The organism is Pseudomonas pichavaramensis (assembly GCF_050473265.1).
Taxonomy (GTDB): domain Bacteria; phylum Pseudomonadota; class Gammaproteobacteria; order Pseudomonadales; family Pseudomonadaceae; genus Aquipseudomonas.
Genome location: NZ_JBJKFJ010000001.1, coordinates 545,037 through 568,478, shown reverse-complemented (window position 1 = coordinate 568,478; position 23,442 = coordinate 545,037). Strand labels below are relative to the sequence as shown.

19 protein-coding genes and 3 pseudogenes are annotated in these 23,442 nt (G+C 60.0%); 9 read left to right on the top strand and 13 right to left on the bottom strand.

All coding sequences use genetic code 11. The features are described from left to right. Positions 1-40: 40 nt before the first annotated feature. Positions 41-748, top strand: a complete 708-nt coding sequence (gene cobB, locus ACJRW5_RS02550) for a Sir2 family NAD+-dependent deacetylase (protein WP_484568954.1) — start codon at positions 41-43, stop codon at positions 746-748. Between the two features lie 160 nt (positions 749-908). On the opposite strand, the gene ACJRW5_RS02545 is transcribed toward cobB, so the two are convergent. Together ACJRW5_RS02545 and ACJRW5_RS02540 are read right to left on the bottom strand one after the other, a co-directional pair. Further along, positions 909-3,086: a hypothetical protein gene (locus ACJRW5_RS02545; RefSeq protein WP_484568953.1), complete on the bottom strand. Its 2,178-nt coding sequence runs from the start codon at positions 3,084-3,086 to the stop codon at positions 909-911. Positions 3,087-3,204: 118 nt separating this feature from the next. Continuing rightward, the gene (locus ACJRW5_RS02540) at positions 3,205-5,241 is read right to left on the bottom strand and encodes an AsmA family protein (RefSeq protein WP_484568952.1); all 2,037 of its coding nucleotides are present in this window, start codon (positions 5,239-5,241) and stop codon (positions 3,205-3,207) included. A 155-nt stretch (positions 5,242-5,396) separates the two neighbouring features. Here ACJRW5_RS02540 and ACJRW5_RS02535 point away from each other — a divergent pair, with 155 nt between their 5' ends. After that, a complete protein-coding gene (locus tag ACJRW5_RS02535; RefSeq protein WP_484569142.1) occupies positions 5,397-6,176 on the top strand; it encodes a TatD family hydrolase in 780 nt (259 codons plus the stop codon). A 190-nt stretch (positions 6,177-6,366) separates the two neighbouring features. Here the strand turns inward: ACJRW5_RS02535 and ACJRW5_RS02530 are convergent, their stop codons facing one another. The 5 genes and pseudogenes from ACJRW5_RS02530 to ACJRW5_RS02510 form a co-directional block, all read right to left on the bottom strand. Next, complete coding sequence (locus tag ACJRW5_RS02530; protein WP_484569141.1) at positions 6,367-7,071, bottom strand: methyl-accepting chemotaxis protein; 705 nt, start codon at positions 7,069-7,071, stop codon at positions 6,367-6,369. Between the two features lie 150 nt (positions 7,072-7,221). Beyond that, positions 7,222-7,428: pseudogene (locus tag ACJRW5_RS02525) on the bottom strand (HAMP domain-containing protein); the annotation flags it as partial. Positions 7,429-8,738: 1,310 nt separating this feature from the next. Further along, positions 8,739-9,572: a regulatory signaling modulator protein AmpE gene (ampE, locus tag ACJRW5_RS02520; RefSeq protein ID WP_484568951.1), complete on the bottom strand. Its 834-nt coding sequence runs from the start codon at positions 9,570-9,572 to the stop codon at positions 8,739-8,741. A 12-nt stretch (positions 9,573-9,584) separates the two neighbouring features. Continuing rightward, a complete protein-coding gene (gene ampD, locus ACJRW5_RS02515) occupies positions 9,585-10,133 on the bottom strand; it encodes a 1,6-anhydro-N-acetylmuramyl-L-alanine amidase AmpD (protein WP_484568950.1) in 549 nt (182 codons plus the stop codon). 283 nt (positions 10,134-10,416) lie between these two features. Further along, a complete protein-coding gene (locus tag ACJRW5_RS02510; protein ID WP_484568949.1) occupies positions 10,417-12,717 on the bottom strand; it encodes a DUF1631 domain-containing protein in 2,301 nt (766 codons plus the stop codon). Positions 12,718-13,125: 408 nt separating this feature from the next. On the opposite strand from ACJRW5_RS02510, the gene nadC reads away from it, so the two are divergent. After that, positions 13,126-13,974, top strand: a complete 849-nt coding sequence (gene nadC / locus ACJRW5_RS02505) for a carboxylating nicotinate-nucleotide diphosphorylase (RefSeq protein ID WP_484568948.1) — start codon at positions 13,126-13,128, stop codon at positions 13,972-13,974. A 116-nt stretch (positions 13,975-14,090) separates the two neighbouring features. Here nadC and hepT read toward each other — a convergent pair. Both hepT and mntA read right to left on the bottom strand, forming a co-directional pair. Then, positions 14,091-14,506, bottom strand: a pseudogene (hepT, locus tag ACJRW5_RS02500) (type VII toxin-antitoxin system HepT family RNase toxin). Further along, positions 14,496-14,894, bottom strand: a complete 399-nt coding sequence (gene mntA, locus ACJRW5_RS02495) for a type VII toxin-antitoxin system MntA family adenylyltransferase antitoxin (RefSeq protein WP_484568947.1) — start codon at positions 14,892-14,894, stop codon at positions 14,496-14,498. Before mntA ends, hepT begins: the two are co-directional and overlap by 11 nt. A 238-nt stretch (positions 14,895-15,132) precedes the next feature. Between mntA and ACJRW5_RS02490 the strand changes: the two are divergent. Then, a pseudogene (locus ACJRW5_RS02490) lies at positions 15,133-15,558 on the top strand (nicotinate-nucleotide diphosphorylase); the annotation flags it as partial. A gap of 80 nt (positions 15,559-15,638) precedes the next feature. Here ACJRW5_RS02490 and tfpZ read toward each other — a convergent pair. Both tfpZ and ACJRW5_RS02480 read right to left on the bottom strand, forming a co-directional pair. Continuing rightward, positions 15,639-16,373, bottom strand: coding sequence for a TfpX/TfpZ family type IV pilin accessory protein (gene tfpZ, locus ACJRW5_RS02485; RefSeq protein ID WP_484568946.1), 735 nt, complete (start codon positions 16,371-16,373; stop codon positions 15,639-15,641). 201 nt (positions 16,374-16,574) lie between these two features. Next, entirely contained in the window at positions 16,575-17,069 is a 495-nt protein-coding gene (locus ACJRW5_RS02480) for a pilin (RefSeq protein ID WP_484568945.1), read from the bottom strand. A 224-nt stretch (positions 17,070-17,293) separates the two neighbouring features. Here ACJRW5_RS02480 and pilB point away from each other — a divergent pair, with 224 nt between their 5' ends. From pilB to yacG, 5 genes are all read left to right on the top strand, one after another. Further along, complete coding sequence (gene pilB / locus ACJRW5_RS02475) at positions 17,294-18,997, top strand: type IV-A pilus assembly ATPase PilB (protein ID WP_484568944.1); 1,704 nt, start codon at positions 17,294-17,296, stop codon at positions 18,995-18,997. A 2-nt stretch (positions 18,998-18,999) separates the two neighbouring features. Next, positions 19,000-20,220 (top strand): type II secretion system F family protein, encoded by a 1,221-nt coding sequence (locus ACJRW5_RS02470; protein WP_484568943.1) that lies wholly within the window; start codon positions 19,000-19,002, stop codon positions 20,218-20,220. Beyond that, a complete protein-coding gene (locus ACJRW5_RS02465; protein ID WP_484568942.1) occupies positions 20,221-21,090 on the top strand; it encodes a prepilin peptidase in 870 nt (289 codons plus the stop codon). It abuts the gene before it with no gap. Between the two features lie 298 nt (positions 21,091-21,388). Beyond that, on the top strand, positions 21,389-21,997 hold the full coding sequence (gene coaE / locus ACJRW5_RS02460; protein ID WP_484568941.1) for a dephospho-CoA kinase: 609 nt from the start codon (positions 21,389-21,391) through the stop codon (positions 21,995-21,997). Beyond that, positions 21,994-22,188, top strand: a complete 195-nt coding sequence (gene yacG, locus ACJRW5_RS02455; protein WP_484568940.1) for a DNA gyrase inhibitor YacG — start codon at positions 21,994-21,996, stop codon at positions 22,186-22,188. Before coaE ends, yacG begins: the two co-directional genes overlap by 4 nt. A gap of 214 nt (positions 22,189-22,402) precedes the next feature. Here yacG and ACJRW5_RS02450 read toward each other — a convergent pair whose 3' ends face one another. Beyond that, complete coding sequence (locus ACJRW5_RS02450; RefSeq protein WP_484568939.1) at positions 22,403-22,618, bottom strand: hypothetical protein; 216 nt, start codon at positions 22,616-22,618, stop codon at positions 22,403-22,405. Positions 22,619-22,723: 105 nt separating this feature from the next. Further along, the gene (locus tag ACJRW5_RS02445) at positions 22,724-23,413 is read right to left on the bottom strand and encodes an energy-coupling factor ABC transporter permease (protein WP_484568938.1); all 690 of its coding nucleotides are present in this window, start codon (positions 23,411-23,413) and stop codon (positions 22,724-22,726) included. Positions 23,414-23,442: the final 29 nt, after the last annotated feature.

Sequence of the window (23,442 nt, the reverse complement as noted above, 5' to 3'; positions counted from 1 at the left end):
GGCTTAGAGTTGCAGCAATGCACCTGTCTTCGGAGCCAACATGCCCCATCCCAACCTCGTCATCCTCACCGGTGCCGGCATCTCCGCCGAGAGCGGCATCCGCACCTTTCGCGCCAGCGACGGCCTGTGGGAGGAGCATCGCATCGAAGACGTGGCGACGCCCGAAGGCTTCGCCCGCGACCCGGCCCTGGTGCAGCGCTTCTACGACATGCGCCGCGCCCAGTTACGTGACCCGGCCATCGCGCCGAATGCCGGGCACCTGGCACTGGCCGAGCTGGAAGCAGCCTGGCAGGGCGATTTCCTGCTGGTCACGCAGAACGTCGACAACCTGCACGAGCGCGCCGGTTCCAAACGCCTGCTGCACATGCACGGTGAATTGCAGTCGATGCTTTGCAGCAACAGCCAGCAGCGCTTCGTACTGGAAGACGATATGCCCGTCAGCCAGGCCTGCGCCTGCTGCGGTCTGACTGGCACGCTGCGCCCGGATATCGTCTGGTTCGGCGAAATGCCCTATCAGATGGAGCGCATCTATGACGCACTCGAGCAGTGCGAACTGTTCGTCAGCATTGGCACCTCGGGTCACGTCTACCCGGCCGCCGGCTTCGTCGAACAGGCCCGGCAAGCTGGCGCCCATACCCTGGAGATCAATCTGGAGCCCAGCCAGGGCCATTCTCTGTTTGCCGAGAAACGCTATGGCCCGGCCACCGAGCAACTGCCGCGCTGGGTGGCGGAACTGTTAGCCGGCTGAGAGAGAACGTAGGGCGGGTGAAACCCGCCAATACGCAAATGACTGGCCGACTATGCCTTCCAACCCGTAGGAGCGGCTTCAGCCGCGAAAGCTGTTCGCGGCTGAAGCGGAATGCCGCCCAACCGCTCCTACAAAGAGCCCAACGCCAGGCAGTTCCCTCTTAGCCGGCAGCGTCCTGAACAGGCGCCACAGCCTCAGCTGGCACCTGCGGCTCCGGGCTGAATACCCCATTGCTCCAGGCGTAATACCCGGCGCCCAATACCACCAGCAGCAGGATCCATGGCCAGACCGAAGGCTTGTTGGCATAAGGATCACGCAGTGCGCGGTCACTGCCCTTGGGCAACTCGGCCATCTGCGTCAATGCCGTGCCGAACGGAATACTGATGCGCGCCTTGGCATTTACCGCCCAGCCATTGGCATCGAGAATCGGCCCCAGGCTGCGACGGTGCAGTTTGAACCAGGCCAGCAGCATGGCCGGACCGGAAATGGCCAGCAGCACGCCCAACAGCAGCAACGGCACCTGCCACCAGGCCAACGACAGAATGCCGGTGATCACGGCAGCCAATGCCGTGCCCAGCGCACCAACCGCCAGACCGATAGCCGCGAAGATACCAGCGAACTTGGCGATATCGAACGCAGGCGCGGGCGCTGCAGCCCCCGCGCCTCCTGTCTCGCCAACCTTGGTCGCGGTCTTGTTGACCATCTCGGCGTCACGGCTGGCGGCCAGTTTCTGCACCTGATCGGAAACCAGCTTGGAGATGCGCCGGTAGGGCGACCAGAAGGCTTCACGGATGCTGATGGCGCTCTGCACCACCTTGACCACCTTGGCGTCCCAGTCGTTGCCGTCACGGTCGTAGAACAGACCGTGACGGCCGGCCTGCAGATCGCCCTCGCTACCAGCGGTGACCGCCACCACGATATTCAGCGCCTCCTTGCCACGCACCGGCTCACCGCGGCGCGTGCAGGCGCAGTAAAGCAGGAAGCAATCGCTGGCCGCGGCGATCTTGGCATGCGCCTCGATGTTGTCGACCTCCACCACCAGATCGCAGCTCTTGCCATCGATGTACAGCGTGCCGGCCTGGAACACGGCCTTGTCCTGGCGTGCGTAGAAGCTCTGGAACGAAACGAAATTGCGCAGCAGCTTGACCAGTCCGTGGCGCAGGCGAATCAGCTTGTCCAGTTCGACCAGGCCATCCGCCGCCTCGGCTACGGTCTTGTCTTTCTCGACCAGCGCCAGCAAGCGAACCTCGGCGTCCTGCTCCACCAGTTCGAGAATGCGCCCACGTGTCAGCACCTCGGCGATCGCCACCTTGGGCGTCTCGGCCTGCCAGGCCAGGTAATTGCCGCAGAGCGCGACCAGGTGCTGCCATTGCTCGCGCGACAGGCTCTGCAGTTCACCGTAGACGGGCACCACCACACGCTGGCGGAAATCGTCGATGGCGCCCTGCCAGGCCGGGTTGAGGCCCTTGTCCAGCGGCAACTGGTCGCCATGCTGCACGGCGGCCAGAGGCAGCCCGGAAACCTCGGAGGCATCGGCCAGTGACAACGAGGCCAGACGCACAAGCTCGGCCTCCTGAGCATTCATCAGCGCGGCAGCACGCGGATCGAACTCGGCCATGGCCACGCGGGTGAAGTAATCGTCGATCTTGCCGCGCACAGCGCTCAGCGCCTCGACCGCGGCGACCGTGCCCTCACCGAAGGCATCCAGACCCTGCTCCGCCGCCCGCGCATGCCAGGCGTGCAGTTGACGCGCCTGGGCAAAGAAATCGCTGATCTGCCCGGCACTGATCGCCGCCTCGCCACTGCGGTCGGTCTGCGCGCCCAGGCTGGCGATGATGTCGGCGATGGCCGTCTTCAGTTCGGCGTCATCGGTCAACGTCGCCGGCACCAGGCCATCACCGTTGGGTTCGTGCGGCGGGAACAGCAATGCCAGATTGGCCGTGTCGGCCGGCGCCAGACTGTCGCTACTGGAGCGCCCGAGCACGCCCAGCAAACGTTGCGCAGCCAGGCGCAGACGTGCACCGACGGCGTCATCGGTGAGCGAGGCAAGCTGCAGCGGGCCGTCCTCGAACAGCACGGCAGGATCGACCAGGCGCGCCAGCGTCCAGTCCACCACCTCGAGGATTTCCGGAGCGCGGATACGACCGTCCTTGTTCAGGTCGATGTAGTCGAGCATGCGCCGATCCAGCTCCAGGTTGTTCACCGGGCAGGCCAGGCTGGCCCAGAGTTTCTGATCCAGGCCACGCAGTGCGGCGAGATCCGCCGGCGTTTCCAGTTGCACCTGATCGAAGCCGCCGGCACGGAAGAAGCGCCAGCGATGCGCAATAGCTTGAGTCATCTACAGAAGATCCTTTCTTTGGAGAGCGACAACATCTTGTATATGTTTGCCACCGCATAAGGCAAACGGGAAATGTGTCGACGGTAGTTATAGCCCGTAACCTGGTCTATCCGCCTTATCAACCACGGCCCTGAATCTTGCGCAGCACAGGCTCGCACTGGCTCGGCTCATCACCGGAGCTAGGTGCCACCAATGCCAACAATCCAGCCGCCGGTGCAACCGCGACGCCAAGCGCGACCAACCCGACACCGCGTAGCGCCAGTGGCGTCGCCTGCACCCCCGGCGCCGGCTCCTTGAACGTGCCGCGTACATACAGCGGCGAACGCAGGGAGAAGATGCGAAAGCCCTTGGTCGCCGGCGTGATGGTGAAATCCAGCCGCTCGCTGGCGAAGTTGGCACTGCCATCGACCTTGATCACCGCGTTGTCGGTATCGACGACGAACAGCCGCGTGCTCATGAGCCCCTGCCTGATGCCCAGATCGGCCGCTGCACAATGAATCTGCACCTCTTCATCACCAAACAGGCGCCCGACCAGGTAGTTGCCGACATTCAGCCCGGCGATTTCCATCAGTCCGCGGCTGACCGCTCCGTCGTTGATCAGCATCTTCAGCTCGCCATCGGCACTGCCCAGCAAGGCTGCCACGGAGTTGCCGCGCCCACTGATACGAGCGTCGCCGTTCAGCTCACCGAGGCTGGTCTGCATGGGCGCGAAAGTGGGAAACAGCTGCTTGAGTTTGAGACTGCGCGCCTGCAGGCGAACCTGCCCCTGCAAGGGCGTGACGGCACCGTTGAGGCGCAGTTGCGAATCGAGCGCTCCGCCGGCCATACCGAACCGCAACGGCTCCAGACTGAGCACGCCGTCATTGAGCACGACATGGGTGTCCAGGTCGGTGATGGGCAACTGCTCGCTGTGCACGATGCGCTTGCCGACAAAGCGCACATCGGCATCCATGGCGCGCCAGCGCTCGGTACGAAACTCCGATACGGGCAACACCTTGTTGACCGGCTGCTCGTCCTTCTCGCCGCGCTCGCGCTTGTCGCTGCTGGAGTCGGCACCGATCAGTGGCGCCAGGTCGCTGAACAACAGCTGCTCCGACGTCAGTTGGCCGGACAGCTTCGGCCTTGGCTCGCGCGCGACGAAGGTCAGATCACCATGAATATCGCTGTCACCGATACGGCCGTTGAAGCCCAGATAGCGAAACAGCGCGCCGCCAGCATCATGCAACTCAGCCTGCAGGCGGCCGTCGGTGCTGTAGGGCGGAGTGTCCGGCAGGGTCACGCCAGTCAGCGGGTAGAGATGACCGAGGCTGGTGCCGGAGAGGCGCAACCTGAGATCCAGGGCGCCCAGATTCTGTGGGTCCGTCAGGCTACCAGCGAGGACGATCCGTGTTGTACCGATACGCAGATCGGCCTGCAAAGGAAAAGGCTGCGATGCATCGTGCAACGCCAGCAGGCCGCCGACCTTGCCTTCACCCGCTACCGGCTGACCACGGAAACGACCCTTGGCCTGCCAGGCGAACGCGTAATCCTGCGCCCCTGCACGCTGCTCGGCGACAGCCTTGCCGACAACCTCGGCAAAGGCAATGGGTTCGCCCAGCGGCTCGATGAACAGCTCCAGAACCGAGCCGCTGATCTTGTCATCCAACCTCACCTGTCCTTGGTCGAAGGCGATGGTGCCGATGTCCAGCGTCCACGGGCTCGGTTGACCGGCGGACTCGTCACCCAGGTCGAATACCCAGTTGGCCCGACCATCGTCCAGGCGCTGCAGGTCGGCAACCGGCGCACCCAGTTCGATGCTCGGGATGCTCAGGGTTTTCCACAGCAGCGGCAATGGCGCCAGGCGGAAACGCACGCTGTCGAGGCTGACGAAGGCGTCGCCCTGCGCCCACTCAGGGTTGCCCAGGCGCAAGCGTTCGGCGGCGAAGTGCGGCCAGGGCAGCCAGGCACTCAGCCCCGTTTCGCCGGGCTCGCGCTGCCAGACCACACGCAGGTCGCCCTCGATGGCGAACGGTCGGTTCAGCGCCGCCGACACCTGTTCGTTGATCAGCGGGCGAGCCCGGTTCCAGTCGAACAGCGCCAGAAACAGCATCAGCGCTGCCACCAGCAGCAGAAAAACCGCCACGAACCACGCGAATCCTTTACCTATGCGCTGCACCTATTGTCCTCCGTCACCCAGACGCGTCACGGCCAACGCACCCGTTCCTTTCCTGTTCGACTGGAAAAATCAGCCAATGCTCCATGGCGCTGGCATGGCCGGAAAAAATGGGGGAACCTGAGCCAGTCCATGACAGCCTGGAAGCACGCCTGACGATGCGCCTGATCGATACCCATACCCATCTGGATTTTCCTGACTTCGACGCGGACCGCGATGCGCTGCTGGCCCGCAGTCAGGCGCTGGGGGTCCAGCGAATCGTGGTACTCGGCGTGTATCAGGCCAACTGGCAGCGCCTGTGGCAACTGGTGGAAAGCCAGCAGGGCCTGTACGCCGCGTTCGGCCTGCACCCGGTCTACCTCGATGAGCACCGCCCCGAGCACCTTGGCGAGTTGCGTGACTGGCTGAGCCGCACAGCAGGCCACCCAAAACTTTGCGCCATCGGCGAGTTCGGCCTGGACTATTATCTGGAACAACTGGATCGAGAACAGCAACAGGCGCTGTTCGAGGCACAGCTCAAACTGGCCGCCGAGTTCGAGCTCCCCGTGCTATTGCATGTACGCCGCGCCCATGCCGCCACCATCGCCACCCTCAAGCGTTTTCGCCTGGCACGCGGCGGCATCATCCATGCCTTTGCCGGCAGCGCCGAAGAGGCCCGCGAGTACATCAAACTGGGGTTCCGCCTTGGCCTCGGCGGCGCCGCAACCTGGCCACAGGCCAATCGCCTGCGCAAAGTGGTAGCGGGGCTGCCGCTGGAGGCCATCGTGCTGGAGACCGACGCACCGGATATGGCGCCGGCCATGCACCCCAACCAGCGCAACAGCCCGGAATACCTCGTGGATATCTGCAGCGAACTGGCAGCGCTACGCGGCATCAGCCCCGACGAGCTGGCCGCCGCCAGCAGCCGCAATGCCGAAGAGCTATTCGGCTGGGCCTAGATTGCTCTGCCGGCTGAGTTTTTCGTAGAAGCCCCGCCCTGGAGCGAATGTTCCGAACCGCGTCGCCCGGATTCGCGGCGAGGCGCCGCTCCTACAGATCTAGGCGCCATGTGCACTCTGACGGTCCCGGTATATCCGCTCCCCGTTACTCCCGCCCAGGCGGGAGCGACAACGGGAGCGGACCTATCACTCACACCCGGAATGCGCTGATCAACTGTTTGAGTCGGGTGACCAGTTCGCTCAGCTCGCGACTGGCCTGCTCGGTCTGGCTGGCACCGGCGGCTGTGCGTTCACCGGCATGATTGATTTCGACGATGTTCTGATCGATATCGTGGGCCACCGCTGTTTGCTGCTCGGCAGCGGCAGCGATCTGCTGATTTTGATCGACGATCATGCCAACTGCGCCGAGGATGTTCTCCAGCGCCTGCTGCACCTTGGCTGACTCGCTGACGGTGCCGTCGGCCATCTGGTGGCTGGCATTCATCGCCTTCACCGCCGCGCCAACACCGCCCTGCAGCCGGGCGATCATGGTTTCGATCTCTTCGGTGGACTGCTGGGTGCGTTTGGCCAGGTTACGCACCTCATCGGCGACCACCGCGAAACCACGGCCCTGCTCACCGGCACGCGCAGCCTCGATGGCGGCATTGAGCGCCAGCAGATTGGTCTGTTCGGCGATGCCCTTGATCACGTCCAGTACCTGACTGATGGCCGCGCTGTCGCTGGCCAACTGATCGATGACCACAACCGACTGGTCGATTTCACCGGCCAGACGCTGAATCGCCCCAACCTGCGACTCGACCAGCGCTCGACCGCTGACCGTTTCCTGATTGACGCTCTGCGCACTCTCCACGGCTGCCGCGGCGCTGCGCGCCACCTCCTGAGCCGTGGCCGACATCTGATTCATTGCCGTGGCGACCTGTTCGATCTGCGCGCGCTGCCCGGCAACGGCCTGATTGCTCTCGCCCGATACCAGCTCGACACGATCCGCCTGACCACCCACTTCGCCCACCGTATGGCCAACCCGCTCGATCAGGTCGTGAATACGCAGCACGGTCTGATTGAATACCTGGCCCAATTCGCCCAGCTCGTCCCGGCTCTGCGCCTGGAAGGTGACGGTCATGTCCCCGGCCGCGACCTTGTCCATGACCTGGCCCAGATTCTTCAGGGTCGAGCGTGTGGAAACGTAGAAGCCGCTGTAGAGATAGACGATCAGCAGGAACACCACCACCAGCGCGACCACCAGCAGCACCATCTGCGCGCGATTATCGGTAAGACGCTCGCTCAGCTGGGTGTCGAGGACGGCCAGCAGGCCATCGTTGAAGGCGTAGGTTTTGGCCATCTGCTGGCTGATCTGCTCATAGAACTGCGCCCAGGGCGTGTCCAGGCTGTCGGCGATGATCACCTGGTCCTCGAACAGCACACTGCTGTCCTTCAGACTCTGACGGCTGGCCTCGGCCAGACCGCCCAGGCCGTTCTGCGCCGCGACGTTGCCAGCCAACGCCTCCTGCAGGTTCAGGCCGTACTCGGCGTGCAACTTCTCCAGTTGCAGCAGAAGATCATCGAACTTGGTGCTGGCCGCCGAGTTGAGAAACCCCTGCCCCAGCGAGTAGGCGCCGATGGCGCGGCCCTGGCTCAGCACATTGGTGATCTGTGGGGTGACGTTGGTGATCAGCTCGGTAATCTGCCGGACCTGGCGCTGCGGATCCTGGCTGAGGCCGGCCTGGCTGGCCACCAGTTTGATGAACACCTGGGACGACCCCAGCAGTTTCTCGACGATGACCGTTTTGCTCTGCAGCGACGTCTCGCTCTCGGCACTCTTGAGATCGGCCAGCAGTTCGTCACGTTTGCTGATGAATTCGGCTGCCTGCTCCGCATCCTGCGTCACTGGCTCCAGGCCTTGCACACCAGCGGCCAAGGTCTGCTCCAGTTGATCGATGCGCCCCTCGAGATCGCCCGCCTGACCGGACTGGCCAATCATCGAGTTGATCTGTACCAGATCATTCAGGCTTTCCAGGTCACGCCGCAGCTGCAGACTGCTGCCCAGGAGTTCCAGGCTCTGCAGCGCATTCTGGGTGCCGACGAACTGTCGATAGGAGTCACGCACCAGATAGAAATTGGTGACCAGCATGGGCAGGAAAAACAGGACACTGATCAGGCTGAACTTCATGCCGAAGCTGAGGCGATTCATCAGCGCGATGGCCGGATACAACACGGTCTTCACTAGACGTCTCCAGTTGCCATTTATTGTTATTGGTATCGCTTGGACAGCGGCAAAGCCTCTCACGGGCTGACGACGGCGTCCTGTGCAGCCCGACCTGCGGCGCGCGAATCGACACGGCGAATACAGGCAGATAAATGTGACAAACATCACCAAACAGGCAGGGTGCGCCCCCGTTATACCTCTTATCGACACCCTGCTTTGTAACTTAAGGTTAAACCAGCGCCCGCTGTGCACTGTAGCAGCGCCGCCCCGGGGCGAATCTCTCAAGAGCGCGTCGTACGGATTCGCAGCGGGGCGCCGCGCCTGCAAAATGTGGAAGCACGACGCGTCGAGAGCTCCCGTCAGAAGAGCAGTACCCACACCGCGTAACCGGCGTACCAGACAACAGCGGCACGAATCAGCAGTTGCCACAGCTGGTCCAGCGTATCAACACCTTCCTCGCCCATCACTGGAGCCGGCATCTCCCCAGCCGCGCGCCCCGCCTTGATCACCAACTGCGCCGCAGAAATGTCCCAACTGAGCAACTCATGCAGCAGGGCACGACTGACCGCGACGAAATTGCCCACCAGGGCGAAACTGGACGCCAGCACCCGCGCCGGCAACCAGTCGAAGGCATGGCGCAGTTGCACTGCACGTTCGCGCAGTGCGGCTTGCTCGGCATGCTCGGTGGTCAGCGCCAGCAGGCGATAGGCCAGCGCCGCCATAGGGCCAAGCAGCAGATACCAGAAGATCACCGCAAAGAAGCTCTGATAGGCCTGCCACAACAGATGCCCCTGAACCTGCTGCAGCAACTGCGGGCCCTCCTCCGGCTGCAGCGCCAGATCTCGCTCGGCCACGTGATAAGCGGCCTGCCCGTCACCCCGCCGCCAGGCATCACGGAAAGGCCCCAGAGCGGCCAGCAGATCGCCCCGCCCCAGGCTGTAGATCAACACCAGCAGATGAACCGGCAACGCCAGCCAGCCATAAGCCAGTGGCTTTAGCAGCAACAACACCAACCCCAACGCCAGCACGGGCAGCAGCACCAGAACGCCCAGGCACAACCACGGAGCCTGCTGCCAAGTGCCTGTTTGCATACGCTGCAGCTGCGCGAGCCATGGGCCGTCCTGCTGGATTCGCAGACGCCAGGCGGAAAACTTCTCGACCCATAGCACCAGCAGAATGACCAGAAAACTCATCGCTACTTCTCCTCAATCCTTCAGTGTGGTGTACAGACGTGGCCAGTCGAATGCCGGACCTGGGTCAGTCTTGCGGCCCGGCGCAATATCGCAGTGGCCGCAGATGCGTTCGGTCGAGATTGCCGGATAGGCATCGAGCAACTGCCGCGTCAGCTCAGCCAGTCGCTCGTACTGGGCGTCGGTATAGGGCTGTTCATCAGTCCCCTCCAGCTCCACACCTAGCGAAAAATCATTGCAGTTGTCGCGGCCATCGAACCAGGAAACACCCGCATGCCAGGCACGCTCGAGACAGGAGACGAACTGGGTCAGCGCGCCATCACGCTCGATGAAAAAGTGCGCAGAAACCTGCAAGGAAGCGATTTCAGCGAAGAAAGGATGTTCATCGACCGGCAGCCGATTCTGGAAGAACGCCTGAACCCGGCCAGTGCCGAACTGCCCTGGTGGCAAGCTGATGTTGTGCACCACCAACAGGGAAATCTCACCATCAGGGCGGATGTTGAAGTTTGGCGAGGGGCAGTGATGAATGCCCTGAAACCAGCCGGTTGAGGGGTCGAGCTGCATGTGACACTCCTGAGCGAACCACCACTCTAGAGCAGCCAACCGCAGCGGCCAATAGCGCGACCGCAACAGGATGTGCAAAGGCGGGAAAATCGGGGATTACAACTTGCGAGAGCCTGGCGGCGAATCGCTCAAAAGCTTCGCCCCGGGGCGGGGCTCCTACGCGAGACAGTCCGTCGCTGGCCTGACCAACATCGAGACGCAAAACCCTGTAGGAGCGGCGCCCCGCCGCGAACCGCTCTCAGAGGAGCTGCTACAGCTATCGGGAACGCTACGCCCCCAGGAGTCAGGCGTTCTTCAGCTTGCGCAGGTTGCCAATCACCGACTCCAGCGCCCGATCGAACAGCAGTGCATCATCGAGCAGGCGAACGGCGTTGCGACGAAACTCCACAGCCAGCGAGTTACGGCTCTTCTCCAGCACCTTCATACCGGTACGGTTGACGAACACGTACTTGCCGGTAGGTTTGATGATGGCCGCCAGCTTGCAACGCAGCTTGTGCTCCTCATCTTCCTGAATCTCGACCCAACTGCCGACACGCAACCCGTCTACCTGATGCAGCGCCTCGTCATCGTCCGGCAGGACCACGTCAGGCTCTTGCGGGCGGCTCTGGCCCGGAGCCAGCAAGATGATCTCTTCCACCACCTCAACCATGGCCGGAGCATCCTCGACCACAGCCTCCCCGGTAGGCAGCTCAAGAAGTGGCAGTTCTACCCCTGCTTCATCTACATCGGTACGGGCCTCGATTGCGGGCTCCGCTTCAATCTCGGAAGCGCGCTTGAAGCGCTGGAAGGCCTGCACATGCAGGACCTCCAGCTGGCTGAAGAACTCGCTGGTGGAGAATGGATCGAACGCTGCGCTGGTCATGCCCTCACGCAGCGCCTTGAGCAGACCCGGTACCAGCTCCAGCAAGCGCAGGCGCGCCTCCGGATCCTCGTGCGGGGCGACACTCCAGACCAGATCGTCCATGGTTTGCAGCGCGTCCTGCCACTCCTGCGACTCCACGCCATGCTTGAGGCAAGTGAGCATCAGCACCTTGCTCCAGGCCTCCTGCAACAGCCGCACCACTACCTCGGGCAGGGTCTTGCCCAGCAGGCGCTCGTTGAGTGCCTGCTCGACCTGGCGACGAGCCAGCTCGGCCTTGGCACTGCCCTCCTCGGCATCACGGGTACGCTGCTCTAGCAATTCACTGCGGCGCCGCTCATCACCGGTAAAGGCCATGAACTCAGCCAGCAGCTCGGAGAAGATCGCAGGATCATCGACGAAATCGTTGAGCAGGCGCTGCACCACCTGTTCGATCTTCTGATACAGGCTGTCGCGCTGCGCGTCATCTTGGTCAACCCAACCCAGCGCGGCAGAAGCGATCTCGTTGAGCAAGCGACGAGCCGGATGGCTGCCACGGCTGAAGAAGGTCTTGTCCAGCACCGCCACCTTGAGCATGGGAATCTGCAGGCGGCCGATCAGTGCCTTGAGCGAATCCGGCAGGGTGCGGTCGTCGAGAATGAACTCGAAGAGCATCGACACTAGGTTGATCACGTCCTCGTCGACCTCGCCCACCACACGCGCCTTGCCACTCTTGGCACTGGCGCGTTCGAGCAGTTGCTCGAGCTGGTCACGCAGATCGAAATCCTGCACGTCTATCTGCGCAGGCGTGCGCTGCTGCATGTGGGAAAGCAGACGCATCAGATCATTGCTGGTAATCGGCAGCGCATCAGCCGCCTGAGCTCGACGCGGCATCGCCGTACCGCGTACCTGATACAGCAGATCCTGCAGCGCACCGAAGACCTCCTGCACGCCCTGATCGGCACCTTCGAGCAGAGGCATACCCTCCTCGGCGGAGGATTGGGCATAACTGGAAGTTGCCGGACGCTGCTGCTGACGACGCGGCGGGGCAGATTTCAGTTCAGGTAGCACACCGGCACTGACCAGCGCCTGGTTGGCCTCGGCATACAGCTGATCGCAACCGCCCAACACGTATTTTTCGAACAGTTTGAGGATGATCAGCTTGACCTTGATCTCCACGCCCAGACCGCTGCAGGCATCGAGAAAGTATTCGCTGAGTAGAGTAGGACCGAGCGGGTTGCTCTTGTCATCGAGCTTCTTGCTGATCACCGCGTTGAGACGGGTTGTGAGATGCCCCAGCGCAGCCGCATCACGACTCATCACCTTGGCCACCATGGCGTCCAGCGCCACGGTTTCTTCCAGTTCATCGTTCTGTACCAGGCTCAAACTGTCGAACGAGACCGAATCCAGCGCGGGCTGCGGCTTGCCGATCTCGTATTGATTGAGATTGGCGAAAGACTCGAACACCTTCTGCAGGAAGCCGCGCTCGATGGTCTTGCGCTTCAGGCGCAGATCACGCATCGCCTCGAAGAAAGCGTTCTGCTCGGCATTGCTGGTCGCTCGATCAGCCATCTCGAAGAGGGTATCGTCGGCGTTGTCGAACAGGCTCTGCAGATTCTGCTTGAGCTGTTGCGCAGCTTTATCACGCACCTGAATCAGCGCCACGGGCAGTCTTCCTACCGGCGAAGTTGGCGATTGCTCTGCGGTGGCCTTGTTGAGGTGCACCACATTCGCGTCGGTCTTCATTCTAGTCTCCCGCAGACTGCCCGAACCCGGGCTTCCTGGTCTGCACAGCGTCAACCGAGCGTCGTCCGTAACGTCAAAGGCCTGGCGTCAATAATGAAAAAAGTAAAGGCATTATAGGGAGGCTGCGCGCCATACCAAGCCCAATTTTTTCCACAGACATGATCCAGGTCACAGATAGCAGCGCGCCACCTACGGACGGTAGCCAATAGAGGATAGCCATGAAGGTTACAGCCTACGCCTGACAGCCGCGTGACGCTCTACCGGCGGTCGGGCCGCATGACCACCTGCCTGAGCCGCCCTACGGCGACGCCGTTTGAATATATCGTCGCAAATAAGCCAAAACCCGCACGCTGTAGCTCAACGCCTTCCTGCCTCTATAATCGCCCCTCGCCTAAACCGGAGCCGACCATGCCCAACCTGACCCTCGCCGACCTCAGCAGCGAAATTGAAGCCAATGTCCGCCGCGCCCTGGCAGAAGACATCGGCAGCGGTGACATCACTGCCCAGCTGATTCCGGCAGAGCGTCTGGCCAGCGCCCGCGTGATCACCCGTGAGGACGCGACCATCTGCGGCACTGCCTGGGTCGATACGGTCTTTCGCCAGGTCGATCCCCGCGTCACGGTGCATTGGCAGGTGCAGGATGGCGAGCGCGCCCAAGCCAATCAAACCCTGTTCACCCTGGAAGGCCCCGCGCGCGCACTGCTCAGCGGAGAGCGTGCAGCGCTCAACTTCCTGCAGACGCTTTCGGCCGTGGCCACCCGCTGCCGTCATTATGCCGACCTGGTGGAAGGCACTCAGGTCAAGCTGCTGGACACCCGCAAAACCCTGCCAGGCCTGCGCCTGGCACAGAAATACGCCGTGACCTGCGGCGGTTGCCACAACCACCGTATCGGCCTGTACGACGCCTTCCTGATCAAGGAAAACCACATCGCCGCCTGCGGCGGCATCGCCCAGGCGGTAAACACCGCCCACCAGATCGCCCCGGGCAAACCGGTGGAGATAGAGGTGGAAAGCCTGGAAGAACTGCGCGAAGCCCTGGATGCCGGCGCCGATATCGTCATGCTCGACGAACTGTCACTGGAGGACATGCGCGAAGCCGTCAAACTCACCGCCGGCCGCGCGAAACTCGAAGCCTCAGGTGGGATCAACGACAGCACCCTGCGCGTGATCGCTGAGACCGGCGTAGACTACATCTCGCTGGGGACGCTGACCAAGGATGTGAAGGCCGTGGATTTGTCGATGCGGTTGGCGTTGTAATCCACAGACTCACTGTAGGAGCCGCGCCCCGCGGCGAATCGCAGCCTCACAGAAATCATACCGAACAACAATTCGCCCCGGGGCGGGGCTCCTACAGGTCAAACCGCAGTTTAATCTTACTGAGCATCCTTCAACAAAATGTTCTTGGAATAATCGAGAAATTCATCCAGATGCCGGGTAATCACCGCCACGGTAATCGGCAGTTGCAGCGTTTGATACTCATGAACCGCAATATTGCGATAACCCACCATCCGTTTGAGCGCCTCAGCCAGATCATTGTCGACCCAGCCGCCTGCGGCGAGCAGCGCAAATACGTCGCGCGCACTCTGCGGAATACCAAGACGCTCGCGCCTGATCGGATGTTGCCCCATATCCAAGGCCGCCTCGCAAGCACGCTGGATGTTCAGAATGGCGGCATCCTGACGCGTAAAGTCGTCGGCGAAGCTCGCCGGATCGCGGTCATACTCTTCTCGCGCTCGCCTACACAACGCTCGATGCTTGCGGCCTTGTTCAACAACACATCATCGGCCATAAACCCGTCCATCTCGCTCGATATCCAGCAAAAGCGGTGCTCTGGCTCGATCCAGCTCAAGCTTCTCGCTCAACACCGCACACTCGAACAAACCGGCCTCGATACCGTCGGCTGCCCACCATTGCTCACCGCCCCGCAACACTTGCTGCTGCATCACGGTTGAAGCTCTGCGTAGGTCCAACAAATCCACCGGGCACCCGACAATGTCGGCAGCTTCACCGGCAAGGGACCACAGCGCCACAGGATCCGTGTACCCGCGCACAAGAACAGCCATATCCAGGTCACTGTGCTTATCTGCCGTACCGTGGATACGACTGCCGAAGGCGTAGATGGCCAACAACCCATCCAGGCTCGAGCGCATCAAGCCAATCAATGCATCTTTATTCACTATTAACCTCCCACTTAATGCCGAAAGTGTACCCCACACATACCAAGAGCCGACGCCACTCCCACGCCCATCCAAGCTGAAGCCCGCAAGATCAATTAGCGAAGGGCGAGTGTCCGGCGCCCCCGGGCCATCGCACGATGACACAGCACTGAGATATCGGCACCATCAAAAGGCTCGCGGCAACTAACGAGAGCACCTTCGGCGACGTCATTCTACGAATCTGCGATACCCAGATTCGGGACAAACGCTTGGGCAGAAATATGCCGAGACCTACGGCGGTTGCCACAACCACCTTATCGGCCTGTACGACGCCTTCCTGATCAAGGAAAACCACATCGCCGCCTGCGGCGGCATCGCCCAGGCGATAAACACCTCCCACCAAATCGCCCCGGGCAAACCGGTGTAGATAGAAGTGGAAAGCCTGGAAGAACTGCACGAAGCCCTGGATGCCGGCGCCGATATCGTCATGCTCGACGAACTGTCACTGGAAGACATGCGCGAAGCGGTCAAACTCACCGCCAGCCGCGCCAAGCTCGAAGCCTCCGGCGGGATCAACGACAGCACGCTGCGCATGATTGCTGAAACCGGCGTGGATTACATCTCGCTGGGGACGCTGACCAAGGATGTGAAGGCCGTGGATTTGTCGATGCGGTTGGCGTTGTAGAGAACATAACACCAAAGAGCTCAGAGACAACACTAACCACATGTGTTTGAGCTTACCACCTTACAATAATAGTGTGCCTTTTATAGCCACGGCCTAAGTGGGACTACAGCCAGCACTTTCGTATTACCATCACTAAGCAGAACCACCATAGACTGCGATCTAGCCATTAGAGGCAACCAACCTGTCGCTTGCGGCCAGACAGCTAGAGCGCCAGAAACAACGGCAGGATCATTATACTTCGACAAACTGGAAAGACTTTCAGCCCTGTGCTGCATCTTCTCAGCAGACTCGACCAAAGGCCGATAAAGCTCAGGGCGCTGAGCAATATCACTGCCTCCCTGAGCAGCTTCGAAGAGGACTTCGTTGCGCCTCTCTATATCGTCAGGATACACAGCTGCCACCCATTGCGGCCCCGACCATGCGGGGACTTGGTACTGTAGCAACGCCTCATTGATTCGACGCCTATCGATATCTATCGCCTGCACCACATCAAACCGGTCTGCATTAAATACTAACCACACCGGCCGCCCCTGGAACACTGCCCCCAAACCATAAACCAGAGCAGTCAGCTGTAGCACGACAATTACTACCAGATCGAATTTGAGAGTTTGTTTACCCGGCTTGCATACCAACAAGGTTAACAACGGTCCCAATACCATATCGACCATCAGCAGCATGATGAATATAGACGTCACACCCAGTGCCTGGTGCAGAGGAGACGGATACCAGAGCCCAAACACTAAGGCCAGAATGCTCAGTCCGACGACAAGGGAGCCTATTAGATGAACAAAAAAAGCTCTAAACCGAAGAGTCATCGACACCTCCCAATAGCAATGAAACTTGAAAAATCTAGACATCAACATAAAACCCATCAGCGCAACTTAAAATCGCACATATTCAAAATTTCTCACGCATGGGCCTCCCCCTTCCCCCCCCCCAAAAAAGCAACGCCCCGCAATTGCGGGGCGTTGCTTTAGGATCACAAGGAGTAACTTAAGCCACCCCTTTACTAATACTTAGCGGCAGCTGGCAGGCAGGTACTTGGTTTCGATGCCATTGGTAGCACCAGCAGCACATTGCCAGGCAAGGATAGGGGTCAAAGATGCGCGGTTGTAACCAGCAGCAGCCATGGCAGTCTGACCATCTGCATCACTGAACGGGCGCAGTTCCAAGTTCACATTGTTTCCAAGCTGGGAAATGTTACGCGCCGCAACTTGAATAATGCCAGTAGCGGTCGTTTGAATGGTAGCCACATACTGAGATACAGGACCGGTAGCATCCTCTCCGCAACCAAAACTATTAGCCGCCGCGGGGGTCGCAGCAAAACCAGTCTGAGAGGCTTCAGTGATCGTAGTACGGCACTGAGAAGCGGCCAGAACCACTTCGGAAACCTTCGCACGCGCGGTGTAATCCTGGTAAGCCGGCAGAGCCACAGCAGCCAAGATACCGATGATCGCGACCACGATCATCAATTCGATCAGGGTAAAACCCTTCTGCAGTTGAGCTTTCATACTTTTTCTCCTAGAAATGGACAGGTCCAGCGACCTACCCCGAGCAATGCACCCAGCGTGCCAAGTTAGCTATACGCGCAGTTACAACGCCTTTCCAAGCCCGCCCTCCCCCGCACAGCCTCTCAACCCGGCATTATCTGCCATTTTTTGTCACCTTCTTTAGCCTCATTTGGCAGCCACCAATCGTCTAGGTTATAAGGCAGGCATTGTTTGTGGAGCACCTAATGAACGAGAGCATTTCCCTTTCCGGCTTGGCCAGGCAACTGGCAGAAACCGGACTAATGGACGAAAAAGCCGCCCAACAAGCCCAGCAACAAGCCCAGCGCAATAAAATGCCGCTGGTGACTTACCTAGTGCAGAACAAATTGGTAAAAAGCCGGGCATTGGCGGAGCTTGCCGCCGAGCAATTTGGTGTGGCCTTCTTCGACCTGAATGCAATCGACAAGGAAGGCCAGCCGCGGGAGCTGATCAGCGAAAAGCTGGTACGCCAACACCGCGTACTACCCTTGTGGCGGCGCGGCAATAAACTGTTCGTAGGCCTTTCCGACCCGACCAACCATCAAGCGGTTACCGATGTCCAGTTCAGCACCGGTTTGACTACCGAAGCCATTCTGGTTGAGGACGATAAGCTTGGCGAAGCAATCGACAAGTTCTTTGACTCAGCCAATAGTGGCATGGAGGACTTGGCAGACGTCGATCTGGACGGGCTCGATGTCGAAGCAGTCGATGATGATAAACAAGCCAATGATGGTGGAGTGGACGCTGACGATGCCCCGGTGGTTCGGTTCGTCAACAAGATGTTGCTGGATGCCATCAAAGGCGGCTCCTCGGACTTGCACTTCGAGCCTTACGAGAAGGCCTACCGGGTGCGTTTCCGTACCGACGGAATGTTACATGAAGTGGCCCGCCCACCGATTCAGCTGGCTCCGCGAATTTCCGCCCGCCTGAAGGTCATGGCAGCACTGGATATTTCCGAGCGGCGCAAGCCGCAGGATGGTCGGATTAAGATGAAGATATCCAAGACCAAGGCCATCGACTTTCGTGTCAACACCCTACCCACACTATGGGGCGAGAAGATCGTGATGCGGATTCTCGATCCAACCAGTGCACAGATGGGCATTGATGCCCTCGGGTATGAAGAAGCTCAAAAAGAGCTGTACCTCAATGCACTAAAGCAACCACAGGGCATGATTTTGGTCACCGGCCCAACAGGTTCGGGCAAGACCGTTTCGCTTTACACCGGCCTGAATATTCTCAACACCCCGGATGTAAATATCTCTACCGCTGAAGATCCGGTAGAGATCAACCTCGAAGGCATCAATCAGGTCAACGTCAACCCCAAACAGGGCATGGACTTTACCCAGGCCCTGCGTGCCTTTCTCCGTCAGGACCCGGACATCATCATGGTCGGCGAGATCCGCGACCTGGACACCGCGTCCATTGCCGTCAAAGCCGCGCAAACGGGCCACATGGTGATGTCCACTCTGCACACCAACAGTGCGGCAGAAACCCTGACTCGTCTGCGCAATATGGGCGTACCTTCATTCAACATCGCCACCTCGGTCAACCTGATCATCGCTCAGCGCCTGGCACGCAAGCTGTGCAACAGCTGCAAAAAGGAAGTGGATGTGCCACGGGAAACCCTTTTGGCCGAAGGCTTCCCCGAGGACAAGATCGGCACATTCAAGATCTATGGCCCGGTAGGTTGCGAAAATTGCAAAGGCGGCTACAAGGGTCGTGTCGGTATTTATGAAGTGGTTAAAAACACCGTCAACCTCCAGCGGATTATCATGGAGGAAGGCAATTCCATCGATATCGCCACACAGATGCGTAAAGACGGCTTTAATGATCTACGCACCTCCGCTTTGCTCAAGGCCATGCAAGGGGTTACCAGCCTTGAGGAAGTCAACCGCGTGACCAAGGATTAACCATGGCGGAAAAAGCTCTGAAAACCAGTGTATTTACCTGGGAAGGCAAAAATAAAAGCGGTAGCGTCGTCAAAGGCGAAATCAGCGGACAGAACCCGTCACTGGTCAAGGCTCAGCTGCGCAAGCAAGGCATCAATCCGACCAAGGTGCGCAAGAAATCGAGCCTGTCTTTAGGTGGAGCAGGCAAGAAAATCAAGCCCATGGACATTGCCCTGTTCACCCGACAAATGGCAACCATGATGAAAGCAGGTGTGCCACTGCTGCAGTCCTTCGACATCATTTCCGAGGGTTTCGACAACCCCAATATGCGCAAGCTGGTGGATGAGGTGAAGCAGGAGGTTGCGGCAGGTAACAGCTTCGCGGCCTCCCTGCGTAAGAAACCTCAATACTTTGATGAGCTCTATTGCAACCTGGTTGAGTCCGGTGAGCAGGCGGGGGCATTGGAAAACCTGCTGGATCGTATTGCGACCTACAAAGAAAAGACCGAAGCCCTGAAGGCCAAGATCAAGAAGGCGATGAACTACCCCATCGCCGTAGTGGTGGTTGCCATCATTGTATCCGCGATATTGCTGATCAAGGTCGTGCCACAATTCGAGCAGGTTTTCGCCAACTTCGGTGCAGAGCTTCCTGCCTTTACCCAAATGGTTATAGGTATATCCCAGTTTCTCCAAGAATGGTGGTTCATTTTCCTAATAGGAATATTTGTCGCAATCTTTGCATTCAAAGAAGCCATGAAACGCTCCCAGAAGCTACGAGACTCTGTTGATCGCGGCGTACTGAAACTCCCTATTGTTGGAGACATTCTCTACAAATCAGCAGTAGCGCGCTTCGCACGTACGCTTTCGACAACGTTCGCAGCAGGCGTTCCCCTGGTTGATGCGCTGGACTCGGTCGCAGGAGCCACGGGAAACATTGTTTTCAAAAACGCTACGAATAAAATCAAGGCGGACGTTTCTACAGGCATGCAGCTGAACTTCTCCATGCGCACTACTGGCACGTTCCCTAGCATGGCCATCCAGATGACCGCTATTGGTGAAGAGTCTGGTTCGTTGGATGAGATGCTCGACAAGGTCGCCAGCTTCTATGAAGCGGAGGTTGACAATATGGTCGACGGCCTGACCAGCCTGATGGAACCAATTATCATGTCCGTGTTGGGCGTACTGGTCGGCGGCTTGATCATCGCCATGTACCTACCAATCTTCCAGCTCGGCGCCGTCGTATAAATGCTTGTTATCGATTTTCTGGCCAGCAATTCGCTGGCCTTTATTTTGTGCGTCGTACTACTTGGCTTGCTAGTCGGCAGTTTCCTTAACGTGGTGATCTACCGCCTACCGCAAATGCTCCACCGCGACTGGCAAAGTCAGGCGCGCGAGGTACTTGAACTGCCGCCCGCGCCTCAATCAGAAACCTTCAATCTGATTCTGCCCAACTCTTCATGCCCCAACTGTGGTCACGAGATTCGCCCCTGGGAGAACGTTCCGGTCATCAGCTATCTATTCCTGCGTGGTAAGTGCTCGAACTGCAGAACTCCGATCAGCAAGCGCTATCCCATGGTTGAGCTGGCCTGCGGCGTGCTGTCCGGCTATATCGCCTGGCACTTCGGCTTCACCTGGCAGGCTGGCGCCATGCTGGTGCTGACCTGGGGCCTTCTGGCGATGAGCATGATCGATGCCGACCATCAGATTCTGCCGGACGCATTGGTGCTGCCGCTGCTGTGGCTGGGCCTGATCGTCAACTATTTCGGTCTACTCACCAGCCTGGAAGACGCACTCTGGGGGGCGATTGCCGGCTATCTGAGCCTGTGGTCGGTGTACTGGTTGTTCAAGCTGATCACCGGCAAGGAAGGCATGGGCTACGGCGACTTCAAGCTGCTAGCCATGCTCGGCGCCTGGGGCGGCTGGCAGGTGCTGCCGCTGACCATCCTCTTGTCTTCGCTGGTTGGCGCGGTACTTGGCGTAATCCTGCTGCGCATGCGCGGTAGCGACTCCAGCACGCCAATGCCCTTCGGGCCTTATCTGGCCATCGCTGGGTGGATCGCATTGCTCTGGGGCGACGTGATTACCGGTAGTTATTTGAAGTTTGCTGGGTTCTAAAGCGCGCTGCGCCCCACCGTTCCGTGCGGATTCGCGGCGGGGCGCCGCTCCTACAGTCTGTAATCAGGGGATGGCCGATAGGTTTCCCCGGATTGCATCCGCTCTACCCGCTGGTTGAAGCCGCCCAAGTTGTAGGAGCCCCGGCCCGGGGCGAAGCTTTTGGATTCAGCGCCAAACCTTAGAACCATTCGCCGCGAGGCGCGGCTCCTACAAGGGGTCGAGGCGCACCGTGTTCGCATCACATCGAAATCCCCCCTACAATCGCGGCCTTGAGCAATAACGGGACCGCATCGGCGTTATGAAACCCTGGATACTCGGCCTTACCGGCGGCATCGGCAGCGGCAAGAGCGCAGTGGCGCAAGGCTTTATCGAGCGCGGCGTACATGTGGTCGATGCCGATCATGCGGCTCGCTGGGTCGTGGAGCCGGGCCGTCCGGCGCTAGCCAGGATAGTCGAGCACTTCGGTGCCGGAGTACTCCAGCCCAGCGGTGAGCTGGACCGCGCCGCGCTGCGCAAGCTGATATTCACCGACCCGGAACAACGCCGCTGGCTGGAAAGCCTGCTGCACCCGCTGATCGGCCAGGAAATCGTTCAGGTGCTGGCGCGCGCCGAGTCGCCCTACGCCATTCTGGTGTCACCGCTGCTGGTTGAATCCGCTCAACACCGGATGACCCAGCGCGTGCTGGTCGTCGACACCCCAGCTCAACTTCAGGTGCAGCGCACCATCGCCCGCGACCAAAGCTCGGAAGAGCAGGTACGGGCCATCATGCAGGCACAAGCCAGCCGTGAGGAAAGGTTGCGGCATGCCGATGACGTGCTGAGCAATGATCGCGACCTCGCCTGGCTGGATCACGAGGTCGAACGCCTGCACAACTTCTATCTGACCCTGCGCGGAGGCCAATCATGACCACCACCGTTCAATGCCCCACCTGCGGCGCGCCCGTCGAATGGAAAGCTGAAAATCTTTATCGCCCCTTCTGCTGCGAACGCTGCAAACTGATCGACCTGGGCGCCTGGGCGGCCGAGGAACACGCCATTCCCGGCAACGACCTGGAAGACGAGCTATTCAGCGGCGATCTACCGACACGGCCGCATTGAGTCACATATCTCTATTCGCTGCGGGGCGCCGCCGCTACAGTCTGTATTCCGGGGATTGCCGATACATTTCCCCGGATTGCATCCGGGCTACCGCTAGTTGAAGTCGCCCAAGTCGTAGGAGCCCCGCCTCGGGGCGAAGCTTTTTAGGTTTAGCAACACGCCTAAGCCATTCGCGGCGGGGCGCAGCTCCTACACAAGCGAAATCGCGGGAACGTCAGGGACGCATGAAAGCGTAGTCGCGATCCTCATCGAGGTTGTCGGCAAGAAACTGCAGTTCGTGCGCCAGCTCCTGGGAGTCACGCAGGGCGTTGTTCTGCTGCACGACCTCGGCGAGCAGCGCACGCAGCGCCAGCAAACGATCGAATCCCTGTGCCTCGGCATCTTGTAGAGCGCTGCATAGAGCGGTTTTGGCCCAGCTGTGAATACTCATGTTCTAGGTCTCCTGCGATTTGCTTCAGGATGATCCACGGCGCTTGCCAGGCATTGACCCGGGTCAATTCGAAACAGCGCATTTGCCAGTTCGATAGCACGTCATTCACTCGCCGCGATCGCCGTCCTTCCAGGGTGCCTGCAGGTAGCGACTGCGATTGAAGGTCTCCAGCCAGTCCGGGTAAAACACCACCAATGCAGTGACGATGGTGCCGTTAATGAACGCCTCGGGAAACGCCACCAGCCACAGGTAGCCGGCGAAGTCCTCGAGCCAGGGCGGCATTGGGTACAGGCCATCCATCCACAGCAAGGCCAGACCGCCGAGCAAGGTCATCAGTGTGGCCAGGGCCGCCGGGAAGAAGCCACAGAAGAAGATATAGACGAACAGGTTGCGCGGCTGAGCGCGCTCCACGCGCAGCGCGCACAACTCAGTCACCAGCACCGGGATCAACACCAGCAGCAAGCCATTGACGCCAAGCGCGGCCAGGTCCAGTCGCCCCATGGCCAGCAAACCTATCTGCGCCGCCAAGCCGGCCAGTATGGCCAGCGGCCAATCCAGCAGCAGGGTAACCGCCGTCATGCCAATGAAGTGATAGGACAGCCCCGAGTCGAAATCGCGACGCACCAGCCAGAGCAGAAAAAGTCCCAGCATGGTGCCGAACAACAGATGCTGGCGACGCAGGTCACTGAACAGTTCGAGCCAGGGCACGCGCGCCAGCGCCCACAACAGGGCCAGTACATAGATCAGCCAACCGCCCAGCAGGGTGCTGAACGCCAGCAGCTCAGAAGCGATCATCCGCGCATCCCCCTCCTTCATCCCAACGC